General features: G+C 68.2%; 20 protein-coding genes. 9 read left to right on the plus strand and 11 right to left on the minus strand.

Annotated features, from left to right (window positions below):
• Positions 1–217 precede the first annotated feature (217 nt).
• The gene (locus DMH03_RS25435) at positions 218–721 is read right to left on the minus strand and encodes a hypothetical protein (RefSeq protein WP_125794494.1); all 504 of its coding nucleotides are present in this window, start codon (positions 719–721) and stop codon (positions 218–220) included.
• 623 nt (positions 722–1,344) lie between these two features.
• Positions 1,345–1,821: a MarR family winged helix-turn-helix transcriptional regulator gene (locus tag DMH03_RS25440; protein WP_125794495.1), complete on the minus strand. Its 477-nt coding sequence runs from the start codon at positions 1,819–1,821 to the stop codon at positions 1,345–1,347.
• A gap of 92 nt (positions 1,822–1,913) precedes the next feature.
• Between DMH03_RS25440 and DMH03_RS25445 the strand changes: the two genes are divergently transcribed.
• On the plus strand, positions 1,914–2,339 hold the full coding sequence (locus DMH03_RS25445) for a Rid family hydrolase (protein WP_125794496.1): 426 nt from the start codon (positions 1,914–1,916) through the stop codon (positions 2,337–2,339).
• A gap of 76 nt (positions 2,340–2,415) precedes the next feature.
• Positions 2,416–2,811 carry an ATP-binding protein gene (locus DMH03_RS25450; RefSeq protein WP_125794497.1) on the plus strand — a complete coding sequence of 132 codons (396 nt, stop codon included), beginning with the start codon at positions 2,416–2,418 and terminating at the stop codon, positions 2,809–2,811.
• A gap of 19 nt (positions 2,812–2,830) precedes the next feature.
• Here DMH03_RS25450 and DMH03_RS25455 read toward each other — a convergent pair whose 3' ends face one another.
• Positions 2,831–3,760 carry an alpha/beta fold hydrolase gene (locus tag DMH03_RS25455; protein WP_125794498.1) on the minus strand — a complete coding sequence of 310 codons (930 nt, stop codon included), beginning with the start codon at positions 3,758–3,760 and terminating at the stop codon, positions 2,831–2,833.
• A 95-nt stretch (positions 3,761–3,855) separates the two neighbouring features.
• Entirely contained in the window at positions 3,856–4,758 is a 903-nt protein-coding gene (locus DMH03_RS25460; RefSeq protein WP_125794499.1) for an NmrA family NAD(P)-binding protein, read from the minus strand.
• Between the two features lie 97 nt (positions 4,759–4,855).
• Between DMH03_RS25460 and DMH03_RS25465 the strand changes: the two genes are divergently transcribed.
• A complete protein-coding gene (locus DMH03_RS25465) occupies positions 4,856–5,410 on the plus strand; it encodes a TetR/AcrR family transcriptional regulator (RefSeq protein ID WP_125794500.1) in 555 nt (184 codons plus the stop codon).
• 44 nt (positions 5,411–5,454) lie between these two features.
• Here DMH03_RS25465 and DMH03_RS25470 read toward each other — a convergent pair whose 3' ends face one another.
• Entirely contained in the window at positions 5,455–9,150 is a 3,696-nt protein-coding gene (locus DMH03_RS25470) for a CARDB domain-containing protein (RefSeq protein WP_233611630.1), read from the minus strand.
• 283 nt (positions 9,151–9,433) lie between these two features.
• Here DMH03_RS25470 and DMH03_RS25475 point away from each other — a divergent pair, with 283 nt between their 5' ends.
• The 4 genes from DMH03_RS25475 (at position 9,434) to DMH03_RS42380 (ending at position 11,958) form a co-directional block, all read left to right on the plus strand.
• Positions 9,434–9,778 (plus strand): hypothetical protein, encoded by a 345-nt coding sequence (locus DMH03_RS25475; RefSeq protein ID WP_125794501.1) that lies wholly within the window; start codon positions 9,434–9,436, stop codon positions 9,776–9,778.
• A 298-nt stretch (positions 9,779–10,076) separates the two neighbouring features.
• Positions 10,077–10,730, plus strand: coding sequence for a trypsin-like serine protease (locus DMH03_RS25480; protein WP_125794502.1), 654 nt, complete (start codon positions 10,077–10,079; stop codon positions 10,728–10,730).
• A gap of 2 nt (positions 10,731–10,732) precedes the next feature.
• Positions 10,733–11,707: a helix-turn-helix domain-containing protein gene (locus DMH03_RS25485; protein WP_125794503.1), complete on the plus strand. Its 975-nt coding sequence runs from the start codon at positions 10,733–10,735 to the stop codon at positions 11,705–11,707.
• 107 nt (positions 11,708–11,814) lie between these two features.
• Positions 11,815–11,958, plus strand: a complete 144-nt coding sequence (locus tag DMH03_RS42380) for a hypothetical protein (RefSeq protein WP_199749009.1) — start codon at positions 11,815–11,817, stop codon at positions 11,956–11,958.
• Here DMH03_RS42380 and DMH03_RS42125 read toward each other — a convergent pair.
• From DMH03_RS42125 to DMH03_RS25500, 3 genes are all read right to left on the minus strand, one after another.
• Complete coding sequence (locus DMH03_RS42125) at positions 11,948–12,178, minus strand: hypothetical protein (RefSeq protein ID WP_158633119.1); 231 nt, start codon at positions 12,176–12,178, stop codon at positions 11,948–11,950. The two genes, DMH03_RS42380 and DMH03_RS42125, sit on opposite strands and share 11 nt — an antisense overlap.
• 55 nt (positions 12,179–12,233) lie before the next feature.
• Positions 12,234–12,986: a trypsin-like serine protease gene (locus DMH03_RS25495; RefSeq protein WP_125794504.1), complete on the minus strand. Its 753-nt coding sequence runs from the start codon at positions 12,984–12,986 to the stop codon at positions 12,234–12,236.
• A 75-nt stretch (positions 12,987–13,061) separates the two neighbouring features.
• Positions 13,062–14,033: a LysR family transcriptional regulator gene (locus DMH03_RS25500; protein ID WP_125794505.1), complete on the minus strand. Its 972-nt coding sequence runs from the start codon at positions 14,031–14,033 to the stop codon at positions 13,062–13,064.
• 94 nt (positions 14,034–14,127) lie between these two features.
• Between DMH03_RS25500 and DMH03_RS25505 the strand changes: the two genes are divergently transcribed.
• A complete protein-coding gene (locus DMH03_RS25505) occupies positions 14,128–15,090 on the plus strand; it encodes a M64 family metallopeptidase (protein ID WP_125794506.1) in 963 nt (320 codons plus the stop codon).
• Positions 15,091–15,338: 248 nt separating this feature from the next.
• Here the strand turns inward: DMH03_RS25505 and DMH03_RS25515 are convergent, their stop codons facing one another.
• The 3 genes from DMH03_RS25515 to DMH03_RS25525 form a co-directional block, all read right to left on the minus strand.
• Entirely contained in the window at positions 15,339–15,737 is a 399-nt protein-coding gene (locus DMH03_RS25515) for a helix-turn-helix domain-containing protein (RefSeq protein ID WP_233611631.1), read from the minus strand.
• 68 nt (positions 15,738–15,805) lie between these two features.
• Complete coding sequence (locus tag DMH03_RS25520) at positions 15,806–16,861, minus strand: LLM class flavin-dependent oxidoreductase (RefSeq protein ID WP_125794507.1); 1,056 nt, start codon at positions 16,859–16,861, stop codon at positions 15,806–15,808.
• A gap of 229 nt (positions 16,862–17,090) precedes the next feature.
• Positions 17,091–17,702, minus strand: a complete 612-nt coding sequence (locus tag DMH03_RS25525; protein WP_125794508.1) for a precorrin-3B C(17)-methyltransferase — start codon at positions 17,700–17,702, stop codon at positions 17,091–17,093.
• 211 nt (positions 17,703–17,913) lie between these two features.
• Between DMH03_RS25525 and DMH03_RS25530 the strand changes: the two genes are divergently transcribed.
• Entirely contained in the window at positions 17,914–20,583 is a 2,670-nt protein-coding gene (locus tag DMH03_RS25530; RefSeq protein WP_233611632.1) for a beta-N-acetylglucosaminidase domain-containing protein, read from the plus strand.
• The last annotated feature ends 71 nt before the right edge of the window (positions 20,584–20,654 follow it).

The raw sequence follows: 20,654 nt of genomic DNA on the forward strand, positions 1-20,654 counted from the left end.
AATCCGGCCTACGTAGACAATGTCCGCGCTACGCCGTCCAGCCGAAACACTCCGGCACCTCTCACTCTTCAGCGTGAGAGGTGCCGAAGCGTTCTCCGTTTTCCGTGATCACCTCGCCAGGGCGAAACCCGAATTCATCCGGTGCTCAGCAGCGAATACTCACCGAATGTCGCAACGCCGGCCGCCGATCGATACCGCGGCGAGACATGGCGCCCGGTCAGTAAACGCACTGGATGACCGCGTCGTCCAGGCGGATGTACTTCGCCGGCCCACCGTTGTTGCCGTAGATCGGCTGGAGGTAGACGGTGCCCACGCCGTTCAGATTGAGATTGTTCAGCGTGATGAGCTGATAGCCCGCCCAGTCGTCGATCCACTTCACCGTGTGGGAGATTTTCCGCCAGCCGACGGGGTCCCAGATCTCGAGGCCGACGTTCGCCCCGCCACCGACCGGGTCGGCGTAAATCGCGGCGGCGCAATTCGATCGGTTCGCCGGGAAACTGGCGAGCGACTTCGGCGTCCTCATCGCCGACCAGCCGTTGTCGGCGAAGAGCCAGCCGTTGTTGTTGCCGGTCCGCGCCACTCCCATGCCGATGTCGAACCAGGAATGCCCGTCACCGCCCTGGATTCCCCGCTCCCAGACGCCATGGGGATTCGATTCGTAACCGTCGGACCATTGCACGATGCCGGCGTGCGCGGTTCCCGCGACACCCAGGAGTGCCATCGAAAACACCGACAGGACGGCGAATATTTTCTTGAACACGAGATTTCCCCCTCTTCGCGTGAATTGAACCCTGACAGAGGACCAGAGTCCGGAACGCGAGCACAAGGTACCTTCGCGCGCACAATCGACTGCCTCGAAGTACCGGCCTAGCGCCTGTTCCATAATGAGGGGTAAGTCAAACGTGGCGTGGCCGGAGTTGGCGGCTGGGGCGGGACCGGCCGAAGAGACGCCTTCCTGACTGTCCATAAGGGACATATCCGAAGAAATCAGTGTCCGAGTTGGGCGAGTTGTGCGGTTTGAGGAGGGGGTCGTGAGTGGGAAAGAGGGTTAGAACGACCTTTGCCACTCACGACCCCCTAACGGAACCGCCCATTTCGTCATTAATCGGACATTCAGTCATCGAAATGTGTCCACAGTGGACGTCAGGGCGTGCCGGCTCCCATCGACCAGGGCGACCGAGCGCTTGACGTGCGGCAACCGTCACCACTTGCGATCAAAACCCTGCCCAAGATCAACTTAAGCTACGTGGTAAAGAGGGCTAGAACACTACTTGCCACTCACGACCCCAGTCCAGAACCACGCTTGGGCGCGAAGACCGCGAACTTGGCTTATGAAACGCGGACCTAGCCGAGATCGACCGGCCGTGTCCGCAGTTTGGCGGCGATGCGGGCCAGCGCCTGCTGATCCTCCGCGGTCAAGGGGTCGAGGACGAGATCCCGCACCGAACGGACGTGCGTGGGCGCCGCCGCGACCACGACTTCGTAGCCGTCGTCCGTGAGCACGGCGAGGGTGTACCGGCCGTCACTCGGGTCAGGTGCCCTCTCCACCCAGCCTCGCTGCTCGAAGCGTTTGACCACATTGGACAGGCGCGAGAGCGAGCCGTTCGCGAGGTAGGCCAGTTCGCTCATCCGCAGCCGTCGCTCCGGGGCCTCGGAAATATGACTGAGGGTCAGATATTCGAACAACGTCAGCCCGGCGTCGTGCTGCAACGGCGACTCCAGCCGCCCCGGCAGCAGGAGGACCAAGGAGACCAGGCCGGTCCAGGCCTCTTTTTCGGCAGGGGTCAGCCACAGTGCTTCGTCCGGGTCCGGGGTGGCCATGGCGGAACCTTACCCAGAACCAGACGACTTCACACTTGAAGTCAAACCGTGCTACGTTGACTTCAAGCGTGAAGTCAACGAGAGGATCCACCATGTCCCAGCCGGAGTTCTTCGCCACTCCCGGATACGGCGACCGGCAACTCGCCGAGATGCGCTACAGCCAGGCGGTGCGCGTCGGCGATCGCATCGAGATCTCGGGACAAGGGGGCTGGGACGACGACTTGCACTTCCCCGCGGACCTGGAGGAGGAAATCGTCCGGGCCTTCGAGAACGTCGAACGGACCCTCGCCACCGCCGGCGCGACCTGGCGCGACGTGATCGCTGTGAACTCGTACCACGTCCCGGAGACACCGGGGTTCATCGGCGAGGTCCACAACCGCGTGATGGTCGAGCAGTTCCGTGCGCGCATGGGCGACCGCGCGCCGATCTGGACGGAGATCGGCGTCCCTGCCCTCGGCGCGCCGAAAATGCGGGTCGAGATCAGGGTCACCGCGATCGCCGGAAGTGCCCGCGTGTGAACGCCGCTCTCCTTGGGTATCCCGAGACTGCACCCATGCTCTTGGCCAAGCTGGGAAACCCGCTAAGGAGACACGCGTGGGTATCACGGGAACACGGCAGGCTTACGAATTCCCCGCCGGTATCGCCCCGCCTTTGGGAAAGGTACGGGCCTGGCTGCGAGAGCAGCTCGGCGAGGTCGGCCACACCACCATCGCGGACACCGAACTGCTGACCACCGAACTGGTCACCAACGCGCACGAACACGCGAACGGCGTCTGCGAACTCAGGGTCTCCCTGCCCTCGAACAGGGACGTCGTCCGCGTGGAAGTCGACGACCACCGTCCGCTCCTGCGGCCGTGCCGCGTGGCCAAACAGGACCCGGCAAGCCCCCGCGGACGCGGGTTGGCGCTGGTCGAGGCGATCAGCACGCAGTGGGGCGTGAAGGCCGGCACCGGGTACAAAACGGTGTGGGCCGAGATCCCGATGCTCTGACGAACCAGATCACCTTCCCTCAATCCTTCGCCTCGACCCGGCCGAGCGGATCCGGCGCCGCGGCCAGCTCCTCGCACGCCACCTGCCAGGCGCTGTCTCCCGGGTAAAGCTCGGAGCGAAGGTACGCCCAAGTGAGGCGCTGCACCGCGGCCACGCGGTCGGGGTTCTCGTCCGTCGTCTCGGCGACGTCGTAGCCGGACACCCCGCCGAGCCCATGCTCCGCGTCGATCAGGGTGAGGAGCGTCTTGCGGCCCGGCGAAAGGAAGTACGGGTCGGTATGCCATTCCGGACCGCGAACCGTCAGATGGGTGGAGGCGTCCTTCTCCCCCGCGACGACGAGCGCGGGCGTCGTCATCGCGGAGAAGTCGGTGCTGAGGAAGAAGGTGTAGTTCTCGGCCACGAATTCGGTGACGGCGTCGCCGCCGCGGCCGGGCGCGGCGAGCAGGACACCGGCAGAGATCCGAGGCTCGGCGAGGTCGACCTCCTCGCCGCTGCGGGGATCGGTGTACCGCGCGCCCAGCAGAAGGCTCGCGGTGTGCCCGCCCATCGAATGCCCGGCCACGGCGATCCTGGCCCGATCCAGCCGCCCTCGCAGAAAGGGGACGACGTCCTCGATCTCGTCGAGCCGGTCGAGGATCCGGATCATGTCCTCGGCCCTGGACCGTTGGTACAGCGGCGCTTCCGGGTCGCCGGACGGCAGGTTCAGTGTCCGCGAGCTCAGATGCGTGGGCTGGATGACGACGAAGCCGTGCGCCGCCCAGTAGTTCACGAGCGGGGCGTAGCCGTTCAGCGACGACAGATGGTTCGACGGGCCTTGGCCGTGCGACAGCAGGATGACCGGCAGTTCGCTTCCGGTCGTCGGCGCGGAGATCCGCAGCCGCAGGTCCACGGCCCGATCCGGCGTCGGAAGGACCACCGGGGCGATCGAGAGGACAGGCGTGGTGCTCATAGTGAGAATTCCCCTTGCGTGACGGCGCCGCGATAAGCGGAGCGCTGTTCCACAAACATACGGAGCAGCGTTCCGCTTTGTCAAACGATCACCCTCTACGCGAGGTACTTCCGCGCCCAGGCGGCGAAGCCGGTGAGCGGGATGCCGAGCTCTCGCGCATATCGCGGCCGCCCCGGCTGGCCGACCACGTTCAGCCACTCGTGCGAAGCGCCCATCGGCGGCATCCCGGCCGCGACCGCCTGCTCCACGATCATGTCCGGGGCAGTCAGCCGCGTGCCCAGCACTTCGGAAAGGACCTCGGCGATCTCCGTCATGGTCAGGAAGTCGCTCGCGAGCTCGAGTTCGACGCCAGAGAACCGCTCGGGTTCGGCGATGGCCGCGGCGGCCGCGATGCCGATGTCGTCGACTGCGGCCAGCGAGAGGGAAGTCGACGGCTTGATGACGCTCACCAGGCCGCCGTCGACCCCGCGCGGGAACAGGAACTTCATGTCGGGCAGGAAGTTCTCCATGAAGAAGCCCGGCTTGAGCAGGGTCCACTGGGGAAAGCCGGCCTCGCGGAGACGGTCCTGGATCGCCGCCTTGGCGCCCAGCGTGGGCTCCATCGAACTCCAGCGCCCTTCGGCCCATCCAACCGCGTCCACGTGCTGACCGGCACCCGAAACCGAGGTGTGCACGAACTGCGGCACTCCGGCCGCTTTCGCGGCTTCGATGAGGTTGACGCCTTGGGTCACTTCCCCGGCGAAGTCGAACCCTTCCGCGCTCACGCCGGGCATCTGCACCGAGAAGACGGCGCGGGCACCCTTGGCCGCCCGGATCACGGAATCGATGTCGTGCAGATCGCCGACGACGAGTTCGGCGCCGAGCGTCTCGACGACCTTCGCCCTGGCCGGGTCACGCACCAGCGCGCGGACGGGAACGCCGGCCGCGAGCAGGGCACGGGCGGTCGCACCACCCTGCCTGCCGGTGGCGCCGGTGACCAAAACGGGTGCTGAGGACATGTTCGCTCCTTCGGACAGCTAAATGGCGGGGCCCGCCACTTATCGTCCGCTACCATATGGCGGGGCCCGCCATTTACGCAAACACCGAGGTGAAGACATGTCCGACGGCCAACGCGCCGACGCACGGCGCAATTACGCGCGCATCCTCGCGGTGGCCGAGGAGGAGGTGGCGGCCCACGGCTCCAGCGCCTCCTTGGAGCAGATCGCGCGCACCGCCAACGTCGGCTCGGCGACCGTGCGCCGCCACTTCCCCACCCGCCGGGCCCTGCTGGAAGCGGTCTCCGCGCAACGGATCGCGGCGCTGTGCGCCCGCGCCGCCGAACTGACCGGCGAGGACGACAGCCGGAAGGCGCTCCTGACCTGGCTCGACGAGGTCGTCACCTACTGTGTCTCCGCCCGTGGCCTGGCGGCCGCACTCGCCTACGACGGCCCGACCCACGAGAACTCCTGTTCCGCCGCCATCGAGGAAGCCGGAAGCCCGCTGCTCCGGCTGGCCGCCCGGGACGGCGTGGTGGCGCCGGAGGTCACCGTCGCGGATCTGATCACGATGATCGTCGGCATCGTCCTGGCCACCGAGCACCACCCGGATCCGGCCGCACAGGCGGACCGGCTGTTCCGGCTGGCCGTGGCGGGGCTGAGCCCCCGGACCTGAAAGAGGCCGGAGCGGTCGCCCGCTCCGGCCTCCGACGACTTTCTTTACCTCGTACCGCGGCGGCCCGACGAGACCACCGCCGGCACCGGTCCGCCGTTGATCACGAACTGCGATCCCGGCTCACGGACGACGTCGCCGTCCGCCGAATTCGTGATCGTCACGTTCGTCAAGGTCGCGCTGCCGCGGGCGCCGCTCATCGCGAGGACGCCTGCCCCGTTGTTCGACTTGTCGATCTTGACGTTGGTGACGGCCGCGGTCACCACTCCGCCACCCGTCTTGAACTGGATGCCGTCGTAGGTCGAGTCGTGGATCTCCGTATCCCGCACCACGACCCCGGGAATGTCCTTGCCCTGCGCGAAGAACGTGATCGCGCCGAATTCCTGCTGCTCGCCCCAGAACACGCCGCCGCAGCGGTACAGGGCGTTGTTCGCGATGAGCGTCTGCCCGGAGAACGGCAGCGGATCGTGATCCGTCGCCAGCATGATGCCCGGATAGTTCATCGTGTCGTGGACGACGTTGTTCTCGATCTTGTTGCCGTAGCCGCCGTAGACCGCGATCCCGTTGGCACGCCACGGAAGCTGGATCGTGTTGTTGGCGAACACGTTGTCGTGCGCGATGTCCTGCGACGGATCCTTCACGTACTGGTTCGCCCACACGGCGAGCGAGTCGTCACCGGTGGTGCGGAACGACGAGTTGAACACCTTCGAGTTCCGGGTGCCGTTGGTGAAGTTGATGCCGTCGGCATAGGTGTTCCGGATCCGCATACCGCTGAACTCGAGGCCGTCGCCCGGCCCCCAGAGCGCCGGGAGGTTGGTGTAGTCCCGGCCGACCCACACACCCACGTTGGCGTGTTCGATCCACACGTTCGAGATCTTCGTGCCGGTGCCGAACCGGCCGTTGAGACCGACGCCGCCTTCAGCGCCGCCGTCGCCGCCGCGGATCCGGCCGGAACCGAAGATGGCGATGTCGGAGATCTGCGTGTTCTTGTCGATGTCGAACCCGAAATTGCCCTCGTGTGGATGGTTGATGCCGCCCGCGTTCTGCGGCTCCGTCAGCGAGTACAGCTGTGAATGCCACATTCCGGCGCCGCGGATCGTCACGTTGGAGATGCCGATCTGGTTGTACTGGCCGCCGCCGTTGGGCACGTTCGGGTCGTCGGTCAGGATCTTCTTCTCCTGCCGCCACTGCCCAGCCGGGATCCAGACGCAGCCGATCACGCCGTTCTGGTCGTCGGTCACCGCGCGCTGGATCGCCGCCGAATCGTCGTTCCCGTCGTTCGGCACCGCGCCGTACTCCGTGATCGGCGTGCAGTTCGCGGGCTTCCCCGACGCCGGGGCGACCTGCTCCAGATCGATGAGATCGACGATGTAGAACGCCGCGTTGTCACCGCTGTCCCGCTGCAGCTTGAACTTCGTGCCCGGCGGATACGACTGCGCCAGCAACGCGTGCGACTCGTCGAACAGCCGCCGTGCGTTGGCCTGCGGGGTGTTGGTCAGGCCTTCGGGATCGTCGGTGCTGCCGTAGAGCCAGCTGTGCTTGGACGACAGCGTCAGTTTCCGCGCGAACGTCCCGTTGACGTACAGGCTGATCGTCGCGTCCTGCCCGCCACCGCCGGGGGCGTCGGGGATGGAGTTGCGCACGACGATGGAGTTCGCCTGGTTCGCCGACGTGAACTCCACGTACTGACCCTGATTCGCCAGCCGCACGGATTTCCGGCCGGAGGACTCGGTCGCGAAGTTCGTGTGGCCGAAGGTGCGCAGCGGATCCGCCACCAGCAGTTCTCCTTGGTACTGCGCGGTTTCCGCCTCGTACTCGACGTACGGGACCGCCGCGCCGCGGCCCACCACGATCGCCCGCGAGAGGGCATTGTTGGCCTCGTTGGTCTCCGTGACCGTGCCGGTCGCGTCGGCCGTCGCGGTCAGGGTCGCGCCTCCGTTGGCGGCGGTCCACGTGCCCGAGATCGCGACGTTCGCGATGGCTCCCGCCTCGATCGCGCCGGTGGCACCGGTCAGCGTGGTGCCGCCGACGGCCAGCCGGGTCACCGAAGCACCCGCGCCGCTCGTGCCGCGGTTATGCACCGCGACGGTGAACGACACCGCCGAACCGGCCGACGGGTTGGGCGGGTTCGAGGTGATGCCGGTGACCTCGAGGTCGGGACCCGGCGACTGCGCGACGACCAGCGGCGTCGGCGAGGTGTAGGTGTTGTCGGTTTCGTTCTGCTCGGGCACCGTGCCTGCCGGGTCGACGGTCGCGGCCACGGTATACGTGCCCTGCGGCCGCGTTCCCGCGTCGACGGTCACCGTGGTGGACGCGCCTGCCGCGAGGGCCCCGACCGCCGCTTCGCCGACGACGGTGCCGCCGAGGGCGGCGTTCACCGTCGTCGCGCCCGCGTTCGCGGTGCCGATGTTCTTCACCGTCGCCGACACGGCGACCTTGCTGGTCTCCGTCGGGTCTGCGGGCGTCCAGCTCGTGCCCGTCACGACCAGGTTCGGATTCGGCGCCGGAGTGCCGATCACCTGGAATTCCGCGACCTGACCGCCTGGCGCACCGGAGTTGGCGAAGAATTGCAAGCGCACGTCCGACACACGTCCGCTGACCGGGAGGACCACCGAATTCTGGTTGGTGGCCGGATCGAAGCGGTGATCCGCCCGCGCCGACAGAGCAGTGAACGCGGTGGCGCCCTGCGCGCGGCCGAGAATCTCGAAGTTCTGCGTCCGCGCGCCCCAGATCGCGTCCGGATTGAGTTTCACCACGACCGAGTCGACGTCCGCGTCGGTCCCGAGCTTCACCGTCAGCGAGTTCGGGTGGCCCGCGGCGGATTCCCAGTACGTCGCGGTGTTGTTGTCGTTGGCGTTGGCGGGAACGAACGAGTGGACCGCCGAGGTGGCCTCGATCGGTTTGCCCGCCGCCAGGTTCGCGCCCGCGCTCGTCCCGGAGCGCACGACGTGGTTGCTGTCGCCGGATTCGTTGCCCGCCGCGTCCTTGGCACGCACGAAATACTCGACCCGCGTCCCGGTGGGCCGTGCTTCGGTGAAGGTGGTGCCGGTGATCGTGGTGACCGGCGTTCCGTCGCGGTAGACGGTGTAGCCGGTGACCCCGACGTTGTCGGCCGAGGCCGCCCAGCTCAGCCGGATCTGCCCGGCGGCGGGCTCGGTCAGCGCGAGGTTCGCGGGCGCGCTCGGCGCCTGCGTGTCACCGGTGTCCGGCCCGTACAGCTCGAACTCCGCGAGCTGCGCGGCCGGCCATCGCGTGTTCGCGGTGACCTGCAGACGCACGTAGCGGGCCGACGCGGTCACCGGGATCGTGACCGTGTTCGAGCCGGGGGTGAACGTGTAGCCGACCGGCGCGGCGAGGTCGGTGAACGCCGCGCCGTCGGTGCTCCCGCGCACGGCCAGCGTCTGTGTCCGGGATTCCCAGCCCGACGGCAGTTTCAGCACGATCCGCGAGAGGGTTTTGGCCGCGCCGAGGTCGGCCTGGATCCACTGCGGGAACGCGTTGTTGGCGGATTCCCAGTAGCTCTCCTGATTTCCGTCGACGGCGTTCGCGACGGGGTACCCGGGCAGCGCGCTGCTCGCCGAAACCGTGCGGGTCAACGGCACCTCGGCGAGCGCGGTGGGCCCTGGTGGGGCGGCGGGATCGGGAGGTGGCCCGCTCGCGGCGGAAGCGAGGGAAAGTCCGGCGACGGAAAGCCCCGTGACCAGGAAACCGGCGATGAGCCGGGACAGGCGCATACGTGTCATGGCGTCTTCTCTTCTTTGAGACGGCGGGGAGGGAGCCAGAGCCGTACGAGCATGCAACAAACCGGGGACAGAATGCAAGAAGTTGACACGTTTCAGAAATTTTGCGACTGCCTGCCTTGTGGGCAGGCCCGGGTAGCTCTTGGGTTTTGACCTTCAGCCCACGACTGTTCACCGATGTTCGGCATATTTCTTATGCGGCACCGGAATGTGAACTGCATATTCCGTCGACTCGGAGTACGGCTGTACACTCAAATCAGGCAATCCGCATGGAGGTCGATTCCTGATGGACGTGACGAAAACCCTGAAGTCCGCGCTCACCGGGACGACAACCGAGTCGAGGTCCGCCGTCCGGGAGCTGCGACGGGAGACCGAGGACCTCGTGGCCCGGCGCGCGGGAAGGACGGCGAACCGGCTGACCGAACTCGGCGAGCGCCTCGCCGATCTGGTCGTGCTCTCCGGAAGCAGGCTCGCCGGACTCGCTGATCGGCACAGCAAGCCCGCGGGCGAGGGCGTGCGCCGGGAAGCGGGCCGGATCGGCGATTCGGTGGAGCGGCTGTCCGTCACGCTTTCGGACCGGGCCATTCTCCTCGCCGAGGAACTACTCGATCCCAAGCCCCGTCGTCGATGACCGCGAGGTCCGTGGCTCGATCGGTGCGCCCAATGTGGCATTGGAGTCGCTGAGCGTCCCCAATGCCACATTGGGCGCACCCGCCTTCCGTGGCGCATCGGTGCCATCGGCACTGTCGTGCCGAAAGCCCATGTCCGGTGCGGCCTTCTCCCGTCTTTAGTCGCTATCGACCGCCGTATCCGCCTGCCTAGCATGGGAAAACCGGTAACGGATCCGGCCGGGCGATCCCTGGTGATCCGCCGCGGCCGTGAACGGATGATCCGCCGCTTTCCCGATTCCCCTGCATTGGAAGGCACTCATGCGTATCCGAGGTCTCCTCACCGCCCTGCTGTGCGCGGCCGGGCTCACGACGGTCGCTCCGGCCGCCGGCGCGGCCCCCATCATCGACGGCGAATACGCCCAGTCCGGCCCGTGGGCGGCCATGATCGAACAGAACGGCCGGCAGTGGTGCTCCGGTTCGATCATCAGCGCCCGCTGGGTGCTCACCGCCGAGCACTGCGTCGACGAGCCCGGCGCCGAATACTCGGTGCGGGTGGGCGATGTCGACCACCAGGCCGGGACGTACGCCGTGGTGACCGACATCTACACGCCCTCCAGCGGCGCCGACATCGCGCTGCTGCGGCTCGACCGCTCGGTGAGCACGACCTATGCGTCCCTTGGTACCTCCGTCGCCGTCGGCGACACCGAATACGTTTATGGCTGGGGTTACAACGAAGACGGTGACCTGCAGCGCTACCTCAAGGTCGCCCGGATGACGGTCACCAGTGTCGGGAATGGACTGATCAAGGCACGCCGGGGCAACGGACTGACCAACGGCGGTGACTCGGGCGGACCGGTTTTCGTCGGCGGCAAGCAGGTCGGCGTGCACATCGCCGGCAACAAGGTGGACAGCTCGACGCACACCGCGATCTCGGCGAACCGCACCTGGATCCGCAACACTTCGGGCATCTAAGCGTGTCCTCGGACGGCCTCGCCGCGCAGCTGATCAGACTCGGCGTCGGCGAGACCGCCGCCCGGATCTACCTCCGGATGCTCGAGTCCGCGCCCGTCACCGCCGAGGGCCTGGACGACGCGGAGACGGTCCGGCCGGCACTGAAAGAGCTGGCCGACGCCGGACTCGCGGTGCCGTCCGGAGTGGACGGGACCGAGTTCCTCCCCGCGAACCCCAGCGAAGCCCTGACGGCGCTGACCACGCGGCGGCAGGCCGAGCTGCACGACGCGCGGCTCGCGGTCCAGACCGCGTATCGCGCGTTCCGCCGGGCGCATTCGGGGATGCCGAACGCGCAGGACCTGCTCGAAGTGGTCACCGGCAACGCCATCATCCCCCGGCTGCGACAGCTCGCGACCACGGTGCGGCATCAGGTGCGCCGTCTCGATTCCCCGCCCTACTTCACCGGCGGCCGCCGGAATCTGCTGGAGGAGGAACAACTGCGGCGCGGGATCACCTACCGCTGTGTCTACAGTGGAGCGTCGTTCGGCGATCCCGGCTATCTCGCCGACAACATCCTGCCGTGCCTGCGGGCGGGCGAACAGGCGCGCCTCCTGCCCGAGCTCCCGGTGAAACTGACGCTCTTCGACGACCGTGCGGCCACCATCGCCCTGACCATCCGCGAGGCCGATCGCAACCAGTCCATCGTCGTCGTGCGCCCGTGCAGCCTCTTCTCCGCGCTGGAGGGACTGTTCGAAACGTCCTGGGCCGCGGCGCTCCCGCTCGACCGGCAAGGACGGACGGCCGAGCAGCCGATCCGGCCGATCGAGCGGCAGCTGCTGATCCTGCTCGCCGCCGGCCTCAAGGACGACGAGATCGCCGCCTCGCTCGGCGTCAGCAGGCGCACCCTGTTCCGCTATCTCGAAACCCTGATGGACCGCGCGGGCGTCTCCAGCAGGTTTCAGCTGGGGGTGTTCGCCGCCCACAACGGCTGGCTCTGACGAGCCGTGCGAGCAGTCCTCACCCGGATGGGGTCACCCGGCTAGCCCATCCCCGCTGCGAAGAACGCGCGGACGGCGGAAGGTGATCTTGAAAGGAGGGCGGCACCATGGGCAATCACCGACAGCATCACCGTCAGCACGACGGTACCGCGTCGCTCCGGATCGCCACCGCCGGTCTGCGGGTGTTCGCGGTCGTCGTCGCGGTCGCGGCCTGCGCCTGGCTCGCGCTCTGGCTCGCGTTCACCCTCTGAGCCCGGCCGGTCCCGGCTCGGTTTCCGGCGGGCTCCCTGGCTCCGTCAACGGACGGTCCGGTCCCGGTTCGGGGAGCCGTTCGGGCACCCCGGGGTCCGGGACCGGCTCTGGCCTGCCTGGGTCCGGCACCGGTTCGGGGATCCCGGGATCGGGAAGCTCGGGATCCGGCGGCATGGGGTCCGGCGGCGCCGGAGGCGCGGTCATTCGAGCAGTCGTCATCGCACTACCTCCTGCTCACGCCACTACCCGATCCGCCCCCGGCCAAAACGGCCCGCTAGCCCGTGTGAGTGACGATCCAGTCCGCGATGACGTCCGCACGCGAGGTCGTCTCGATCCCGGCGTGCGGGCAATTCGGCCCGGTGGCCTCCAGCGAGACCAAGACGCCGCTCTTGCCTCCCGGGACGAAGTACGGCGCGCCCGAGTCGTAAGTGCAGGCGCTGGTCGTGATCGACGGCGCGGCACCGCGGACACCGATCGTCGCCGGGGCCACCGTCGCCACCTGGACGGTGCCTTGCTGCATCCGGGTCGCGGGAGCGGGATTCGTGGCGGTCAAACTGCCCCAGCCCGCCAACGTCAGCTGCTGGCCGACCTTCGGCAGCACCCGGTTCACCGTCAGCGGGGCCACGGTGGTCACCGGAGTGTCCAGTTTGATGAGGGCGACGTCGTTTTCCTTCGCCTGCAACACTTCGGTCGCCTTGCGGGCCACGCCTGATTCGGTCGCTTCGTCGACAAGCCCCAACGTCACCATCGTCGGATACGGCACCTTGCCCGCGACCCGCTTGCGGTGCGCGTCGTGGAAGCAGTGCCCGGTGGTGACGACCCAGCCTGGTGCGATCAGCGCACCCGTGCAGTAACTGTTGTAGGTCGAGCCGTCCGGGCGCGGGATCTTCGTCATCGCGATCTTCGCGACGAACCCGAACTGCCCGAGTGGGACATCGGTGCCGTGGGCGACGTCCGGCGCGGCGAGCGCGGCCGGAGCGGTGGTGATGGTCAGGACAGCAGCGGCCAGCAGGGCGCGCAGACGCAATTTCTTACCCTTCGTCGATGAGGTGATCCGAGGCTAGGACCCACTGCCCGACAAGGGGAATTCCCCGACCAGGTGTCACCCGATGGCACGCCGTGCGATCGGTTCACCGCGGCGGGCGAGCCAGTGGCGATAGGTGAGGCTGCCTTCGGTGTCGGACCGGTAAGCCGACTCGGCCGCGGCGATCAAGGCATCGCTGTTCCCACCGAAAGCACCTTCGACGCTCCAGGCGATCAGATATCGCATCCACAGCGGATCTCCCGCCAGCGCGCGGATCGCGATTCCCGGCGAGGCGGGAAAGGTGACCTGACAAGGGGAAATCGCCCGGCCCGCCGCGATCAGGCGTTGCAGTGGCCGCAGTTCCGTGCTCCGGTGCGCGACCTTCGGCCGGAATCCGGCCCGCGCACAGGCTTCCTCGAAGCATTCCGGCCAGCCTGCCCCGTCGGACGGTCCGAGCACCCACCGTTCCCCGGCCAGATCGGCGAGGTCGATCTCGCGGTGCCCGGCGGCCGGATGGTCCGCGGCGATCGCCACGAACACCGGTTGCGTGGCCAGCGGCCGCGAAACCACACCCGGCGCGGACGGCAGGACGTGCCCGGGATAGTCGGCGACGACGGCGGCGTCGAGCTGTCCGCAGGCCACGAGATCCAGCAGCCGCGACGGCGAGAATTCGGTGGTCACCGAAACCGCTTGCCCCCGGCCGGAATCGCCGAGCCGGTCCGCCAGTTCGACGACCATCGAACCGCCGATCCCACCCAGCGCGACAGGGCGTTCTTCGCCTTCCGCCAGCCAGCGTGCCGCGTCACGGTGCATCGTGTCCGCCGCGGCGAGGACGGCCCGCGCGCGGCCGAGCACGCATTCGCCGAACGCCGTCGGGAAGACGCCGCCCCGCCCGCGGACGAACAGGGTTCCGCCGAACGCGCGCTCGATCCGTTGCACGGCGGCGGTCAGCGCGGGCTGGGTGCTCCCGATCTCGATCGCCGCGCGCGTGATGCTGCCCGCGTCGGCGACGGCGCACACCACGCGCAGGTGACGTAACTCGACGTCCATCACGCGGACCTTATGGCCACTTGGGATGTGCCGGAAGCCGTCGAAAGTCGGGATCGTTTTTCGTACTCCCCCACCCTCCCCGCAAGGAGTACGCATGCGACGCGCCTGTCTCGTGTTCGCGCTGACCGCCACCCTCGCCGCCGCACTCGTTCCCGCGACGGCGTCGGCGGCTCCCCGGTTCACGACGTCGATGGAGGCCTTCGAACCAGGAGGAACCATCACCCGGGTGGACGTCACCCGGCCCGCTTCGGACAGAACCGCCGCGCCGCAGCAGATCGCGAGCGCCGCCGCGGTGACCCCGATCGAAACCAACGGCCCGAGCGAGACCACCTTCGACCTGGTCTTCGTCGGTGACGGCTACACCTCGACCCAGCTGGGCACGTACTCGCAGCACGTCCGCTCCAGCATCGCGGCGCTGTTCGCCATCGAGCCGTACAAGAGCTACCGCAAACAGTTCAACCTCTGGCAGGTCGACGTGGTGTCACCCCAGTCCGGCATCACCAACGACCCGACCCAGGGGATCCGGCGCAACACCGCGCTGGGCTCGTACTTCTGGTGCGGCGGCATCGAACGGTTGTTGTGCGTCAACGAAACCAAGGCGAACCAGTACGCCGCGGCCGCGCCGGACGTCGATCAGGTCATCATGCTGGCGAACACCACGAAGTACGGCGGCGCCGGCGGCGGGGTCGCGACCTCCTCGGGCGGCAACATCCAGGCCAGTCAGATCGTCGCCCACGAACTCGGGCACTCCATCGGCGGGCTCGCCGACGAGTACGACTACGGCACCTGCGATACCCGCGAACCCCGGGAGCCCAACGCTTCCGCGCTCACGGCCGCGCAGATGCGGGACCGCAAAGCCAAGTGGTACACCTGGCTCGGCAAGCCTTCCCCCGACGGCGGCACGGTCGGCGCCTTCGAAGGATCCCGTTACTGCAAGACCGGGATGTACCGCCCCAGCGTGAACTCGCTGATGCGCACGCTCGGGCAGCCCTTCAACCCGCCGAGCACCGAAGCGATGATCGCGGGCTTCCACCGCGAAACCGCTCATCGGCACTGATCCCTCGTCATGGCCTCTTGGCCGGGCCGCCGGCGTGGTCGGCGAGCCCGGTCGCCATGCCCCGCATGAAGCGGCGGAGATACCACCGGAAGATCCACGCGCTCCCCTTACGTTCCGTGCCAACGGATCCGCGTTCCCCCGCCGGGTATTCCGCGCAACTCGACCGAGGCCTGGTAATCGACCATCACCGGGACGTCCACCCCCTCTTGGGCGGCCGGGTCACCATGCGCGGAATTGCGGGGCCGTGATCAGGAATTGCGGTATTCCGAGGGCCGCGATCCGGTGTGCCGCAGGAAAGCGGCCGACAAGGCGCCGGGTGTGGCGAATCCGCATCTTTCCGCGATCCGCGCGATCGGGAGATCGGTGCCGCGCAGCAGTCTTCGCGCCTCCTCGATGCGGAGCCCGCCAAGGAAACGATGCAGTGTCTCGCCGGTCTTCTCTTTGAAGACCCGGATGAAGTGATAGACGCTGAGATGTACGTCCCCGGCGATTTCGGCGACGCTGAGCGGGTCGCCCAGCCGGTCACACATCAACGCGACGGCGGCGCGAACCCGCTCGTCGAGCAACGGATCTCCGCCGGCCACGGACGCCGCCATCGCCTCGTGGTCCACCGCGCGGCCGCCCAGCCGCGCGGCGACCGATTCCACGGGACATGTCGAAACCGGTGTACGGCTGAAGGTCGAATCGCTCGGAATCGAACACCACGGTTTCGAGGCTAGCCGAGCAGCTCCTTCACTCGCGGGATGACCTGCTCGCCGTACAGCCGGATCGAGTTCAGGCGCTGCTCGTGCGGAAGCGCTCCGACGCTGTACTTGAGCTGGAAGCGCGACAGGCCGAGGGTCCGCACCGCCCAGGCGATCTTCTGCGCGACGGTTTCCGGAGAGCCGACGAAGAGTGCACCGCGCGCCCCGGCCATCGCGTCGTAGTCGGCACGGGACATCGGGCCCCAGCCCCGTTCCGCGCCGATCTTGGCGAAAGCGGCCTGGTGATGCGCGAAGTGCTGGGCAACGGCCAATTCGTCGGTCTCGGCGATGTGACCAGGGCTGTGCATCGAGATCGGCAGCTCCTGGTGACCCGCCTCCTTCACCGCACGCCGGTACAGGTCCGCGAGCGGGGTGAACCGCTCCGGCGACCCGCCGATCACGGCCATCACCAGCGGCAGGCCGTACGCGGCCGCGCGGACCACCGACTGCGGGGTGCCGCCGACGCCGACCCAGGCGGGCAGACTGCCCGATTCGGTGACCGGGAACGCCTGCGCGCCTTCCAGCGCGGGGCGGACGGTCCCGGACCAGTCGACCGGCTTCTCCCCCTGCAACTGGGTGAACAGGTCGAGTTTCTCGGCGAAGAGCACCTCGTAGTCGTCCAGCGAATACCCGAACAGCGGGAACGACTCGGTGAACGAACCCCGGCCGAGCGTGACTTCGGCGCGGCCACGGGAAACGGCGTCCAGCGTGGCGAACCGCTCGTACACGCGCACCGGGTCGTCCGAGCTGAGCACCGTGACGGCCGTGCCCAGCCGGAGCCGTTCGGTCTGCCCCGCGATCGCGGCCAGCACGACGTCCGGCGAGGACACCGCCATCTCCGCGCGGTGATGTTCGCCGACGCCGAAGTAGTCCACGCCCACCTGGTCGGCGAGGACGCCTTCGGCCACGACCTGACGGATGGCTTCGGCCTGGCTCACCGGCTGGCCGTCCGCGCCGTTCTCGACGTCGCCGAACGTGTCCAGGCCGAAGGACGGCTCTTGCCGGGTGCCCAGGATCTCGTAACCCATGTCCAACTCCTCAAGTAGTTGAACGCTCAAACGTCGGGTCGGGTGATCGTATTCCGCGCCGGTTCGAGGACTGCCACAGTCTCGTGAGTCGCCGGTGCGCGCATGTCGTCCCTCCGGACACGCGAGTCGTCCGCGATCCCGCGATCAGCCGAGCCGGAATCCAGTAGGTACCGGAGCCACCCTTGCCTCTAACCCGAATCGCCACTCACGACCCACCGCGCCTCCAGGCTCAGGCGCCGGCGATGTCGCGTGCCAGCTGACGGGCTTCGGTCATGGTGAACTTGCCGTTGATCTGGGTTTCGCCGCCGACGATGGCGGACTGGATCATCGGCGCGGTCAGTACGCGGCTCTTCAGCACCATCGCGACCTGCTTGCCGACGTTCCCCGCGGTCCAGTCGGCCCACGTCCGCGCACCCGCGTCGGTGAAGCTGAGCCCGACGAGCGGGCCTCCCGACTCCGTAGCGAGCCTGGCGTTCGCCCGGCTGAGGTCGGCTCCGGTGAGGAACGCCGGGCCGAGCAGGTATTTGGTGCCCTCCACGCGGTCGCAGCTGACCAGCGGGAGCGCCGGATCGTCCCGGCCGTCCAGCGGATCCGGCCCCGCCGAGCAGTCCAGCGCCGCGGCAGCGGCCTGTTGCCCGGCGGGATCGGTGCTCTGCCGGTCGGTCGCCGAACCTGTCGGCGGCCCCGGCGGGAGCTCGGCCAGCACCGGCCGGAACCGCAGCCGCGACCCGTCCTTGATCGTGAAGCTGTCGCCCTCGGGCTCGGCTTGGCCGGAGACCCCGCCTTGACAACCGGCGAGACCGAACAGGACAAGCGCCACTACGACGCGAAGTATTCGCACTGGGTCATTCTGGCGGGTTCAGCGTCCGCGCGGGAGGGTTTCGCCTCGACGCCGACGCTCACCCGGCATGGCCCGGCACTGTCGGAAAATCACCCAGACCGACCTAGCCTTCGTCATCACATTGGGTGTTTGCTTGCTCGCACAACGTCGTTGATCGACGATTTGGGGGCGGCCGATGTCCTTCGGGTGGGTACTTCGACTCTTTCCGGTCATGCTTCTCGTGACCACGGTGGCGGTGGCGGTCCCCGCACCGGCGAGCGCGGCTCCCGCCGCCGAACCACCACTGGCACGGGTATGGCCGACACCCCAGCAGCTGACGCCGCGACCGGGTCAGGTGACCATCCCGCGCACCGTCGTCGAAGTGGTCGGAGCGGGCACCGATCCGTCCGCGCTCGCCGTCGTGGACCAGGTGCTCCGCTCGGCGGGCGCGAGCACGATCGTCAAGATCACCGACAACGACCGGGCGGCCGTCGAGCGGGAACGCGGCAACGGCGGGCTCGTCGTCTTCGTCGGCGGTCCCACCGAAAGCAGGGCGACGGCCCTCGCGCTCGCGGCGCTCCGCGTCGACGGCCCCGAAGGCCTGTCCCCCGGCGGATACGTCCTCGCCGCCGACCGCGGCGTGATCGCGCTGTCCGGTGTGGACACGTCGGGGACGTTCTACGCCGCGCAGTCGTTCCGGCAGCTCTTCGCGTCCGGCAAGAGCCGCGCGTTCGGCATGCGCGACTGGCCGGCGGCCCCGCTGCGCGGCGTGATCGAAGGGTTCTACGGCGCGCCGTGGTCGCACGCCGATCGGCTGGCGCAGCTGGACTTCTACGGCCGCACCAAGCAGAACATGTACGTCTACTCCCCCAAGGACGACCCGTTCCTGCGTGCCCGCTGGCGCGACCAGTACCCGCCGGAACAGCTCGCGCTGCTCTCGCAACTGGTGGCCCGCTCCGCCGCGAACCACGTCGAGTTCACCTACGCCCTCTCCCCCGGCCTTTCCGTGTGCTACTCCTCGGACGCCGACAAGACCGCGCTGGTCACGAAGTTCCAATCCCTGTGGGACATCGGAGTCCGGTCGTTCGCGATCCCGCTCGACGACATCTCCTACACCCGCTGGAACTGCGACGCCGACGCCGCGAAGTTCGGCACCGGCGGCGCGGCCGCGGGCACGGCGCAGTCGTTCCTGCTCAACCGGGTTCAGCAGGACTTCATCGCCACGCATCCCGGGGTCGAGCGGCTCCAGACCGTCCCGACCGAGTACTACGACCTCGCCGACTCCCCGTACAAGACCGCGCTGCGCACTCAACTAGACAAGGCGGTGATCGTCGAGTGGACCGGTGTCGGCGTGATCGCCGGGCAGATCACCGAGAAGCAGGCCCGGCAGGCGAAAGAGGTCTTCGGGCACGACATCCTGATCTGGGACAACTACCCGGTCAACGACTACATCACCGAACGGCTGCTGCTCGGCCCGTACATCGGCCGCGAGCCCGGGGTCGCGAAGTACCTGTCCGGCATCACCGCGAACCCGATGGTGCAGGCGGAGGCGTCCAAGATCGCCGAATTCACCTCGGGTGACTTCCTGTGGAACCCGGATCGCTACGACCCGGACGAATCGTGGCTCGCCGCCATCGCCGACCTCGGCGGCCCCGCCGCGCCGGCGCTGAAGGTGTTCGCGGAGAACAACTATTCGAGTCTGCTCGTCCGCCTCGAAACCGGGAAGCCGGATCTGGATTCCCCGGTGTTGCGCCCCCTGCTCGCCGCTTTCTGGTCCGCACTGGAGAAGAAGGACCCGTGGGACGCGGCGGCGAAACTGGATCGCTATCTCACCGCGATGGCGTCGGATCCCGACGAGCTGCGACGCGGGATGGCGTCGAACCCGAAGTTCCTCGCCGAGGTCGGACCGTGGCTCGACCAGGTCGGCCTCTACGGCCAGGCGGGCGGTCACGCGGTGAAGATGCTGCTGGCACAGTTCGACGGCGATGGCTCGAAGGCGTGGGCGGAGCGCGGGAAACTCGTCGCCGCGCTCCAGCAGGCGCAGGCGATCCGCGTCCCGACCTCGCGCGGGCCGCGTAACCCGAGCACTTGCACGGCGGTCTGCGTTCCGTTCCTCAACAGCGCGCTGGCCACGGCGGACCGCTGGTTCGGCCTGCCGGGGGTCCGGCCGCAGCCGACGACCTCGCTGGGGACCTACACCGACAACGTGCCCGCCCGGATGGTCGACGGTGACCCCGAAACCTACTACTGGAGCGACTGGGCGCCCCGCGTCGGCGCCACCATCGGCGTCGACCTCGGCTCATCGCAACGGGTGTCCCATGTGGACATCCTGATGGGCAAACCGACCAGCCCGGACGACTTCGTCCGCAACGGCGTCCTCGAATACTCCGCCGACGGCACGCGATGGACGACCGTGAAGACGGTCACCGAACCGGTGATCTCGGCTGACCTCCCGGACGGCGCCGAAGCCAGGTTCGTCCGCCTGCGCACGACCGCCCCGCAGTCCTTCTGGGTCGTGGTCCGGGAATTCACCGTGTCCACACCGGACAGCCCGAAGTACACGGTCACCGGCACCCCGGCGGGATCGAATCTGGCCGCCGCCGCGGACAACAACGCCGATTCGCTGTACACGGCGGCGTCGGCGCCGATGCCCGGCGACGCACTCGTGGTCACCTCCGTCACACCGAAACCGTTGGACAAGGTCGTCGTCCTGGCGGCGGAAGCCGGCGCGGGCGCCGACGTCCAGATCGCGGGCCCGGCCGGAGACTGGCGCACGATCGGCAGGATGTCGGGCGGCTACACGGAACTGCCCGCCGAGGGCGTCGTGACCGGCCAAGTCCGGCTCCTCTGGGCCCCGGGAGGCGCGGCGCCGAGGATCGCGGAGGTCGTTCCGAAGTTCTGACTCGAGGATCGAGCCGGGCCAGTCGAGCGTGGAGATCGGCTAGCTCGGGACCGGGAACCTGGATGGTGAAG

It is taken from the genome of Amycolatopsis sp. WAC 01376 (assembly GCF_003947415.1).
In the GTDB taxonomy this organism is placed as follows: domain Bacteria; phylum Actinomycetota; class Actinomycetes; order Mycobacteriales; family Pseudonocardiaceae; genus Amycolatopsis.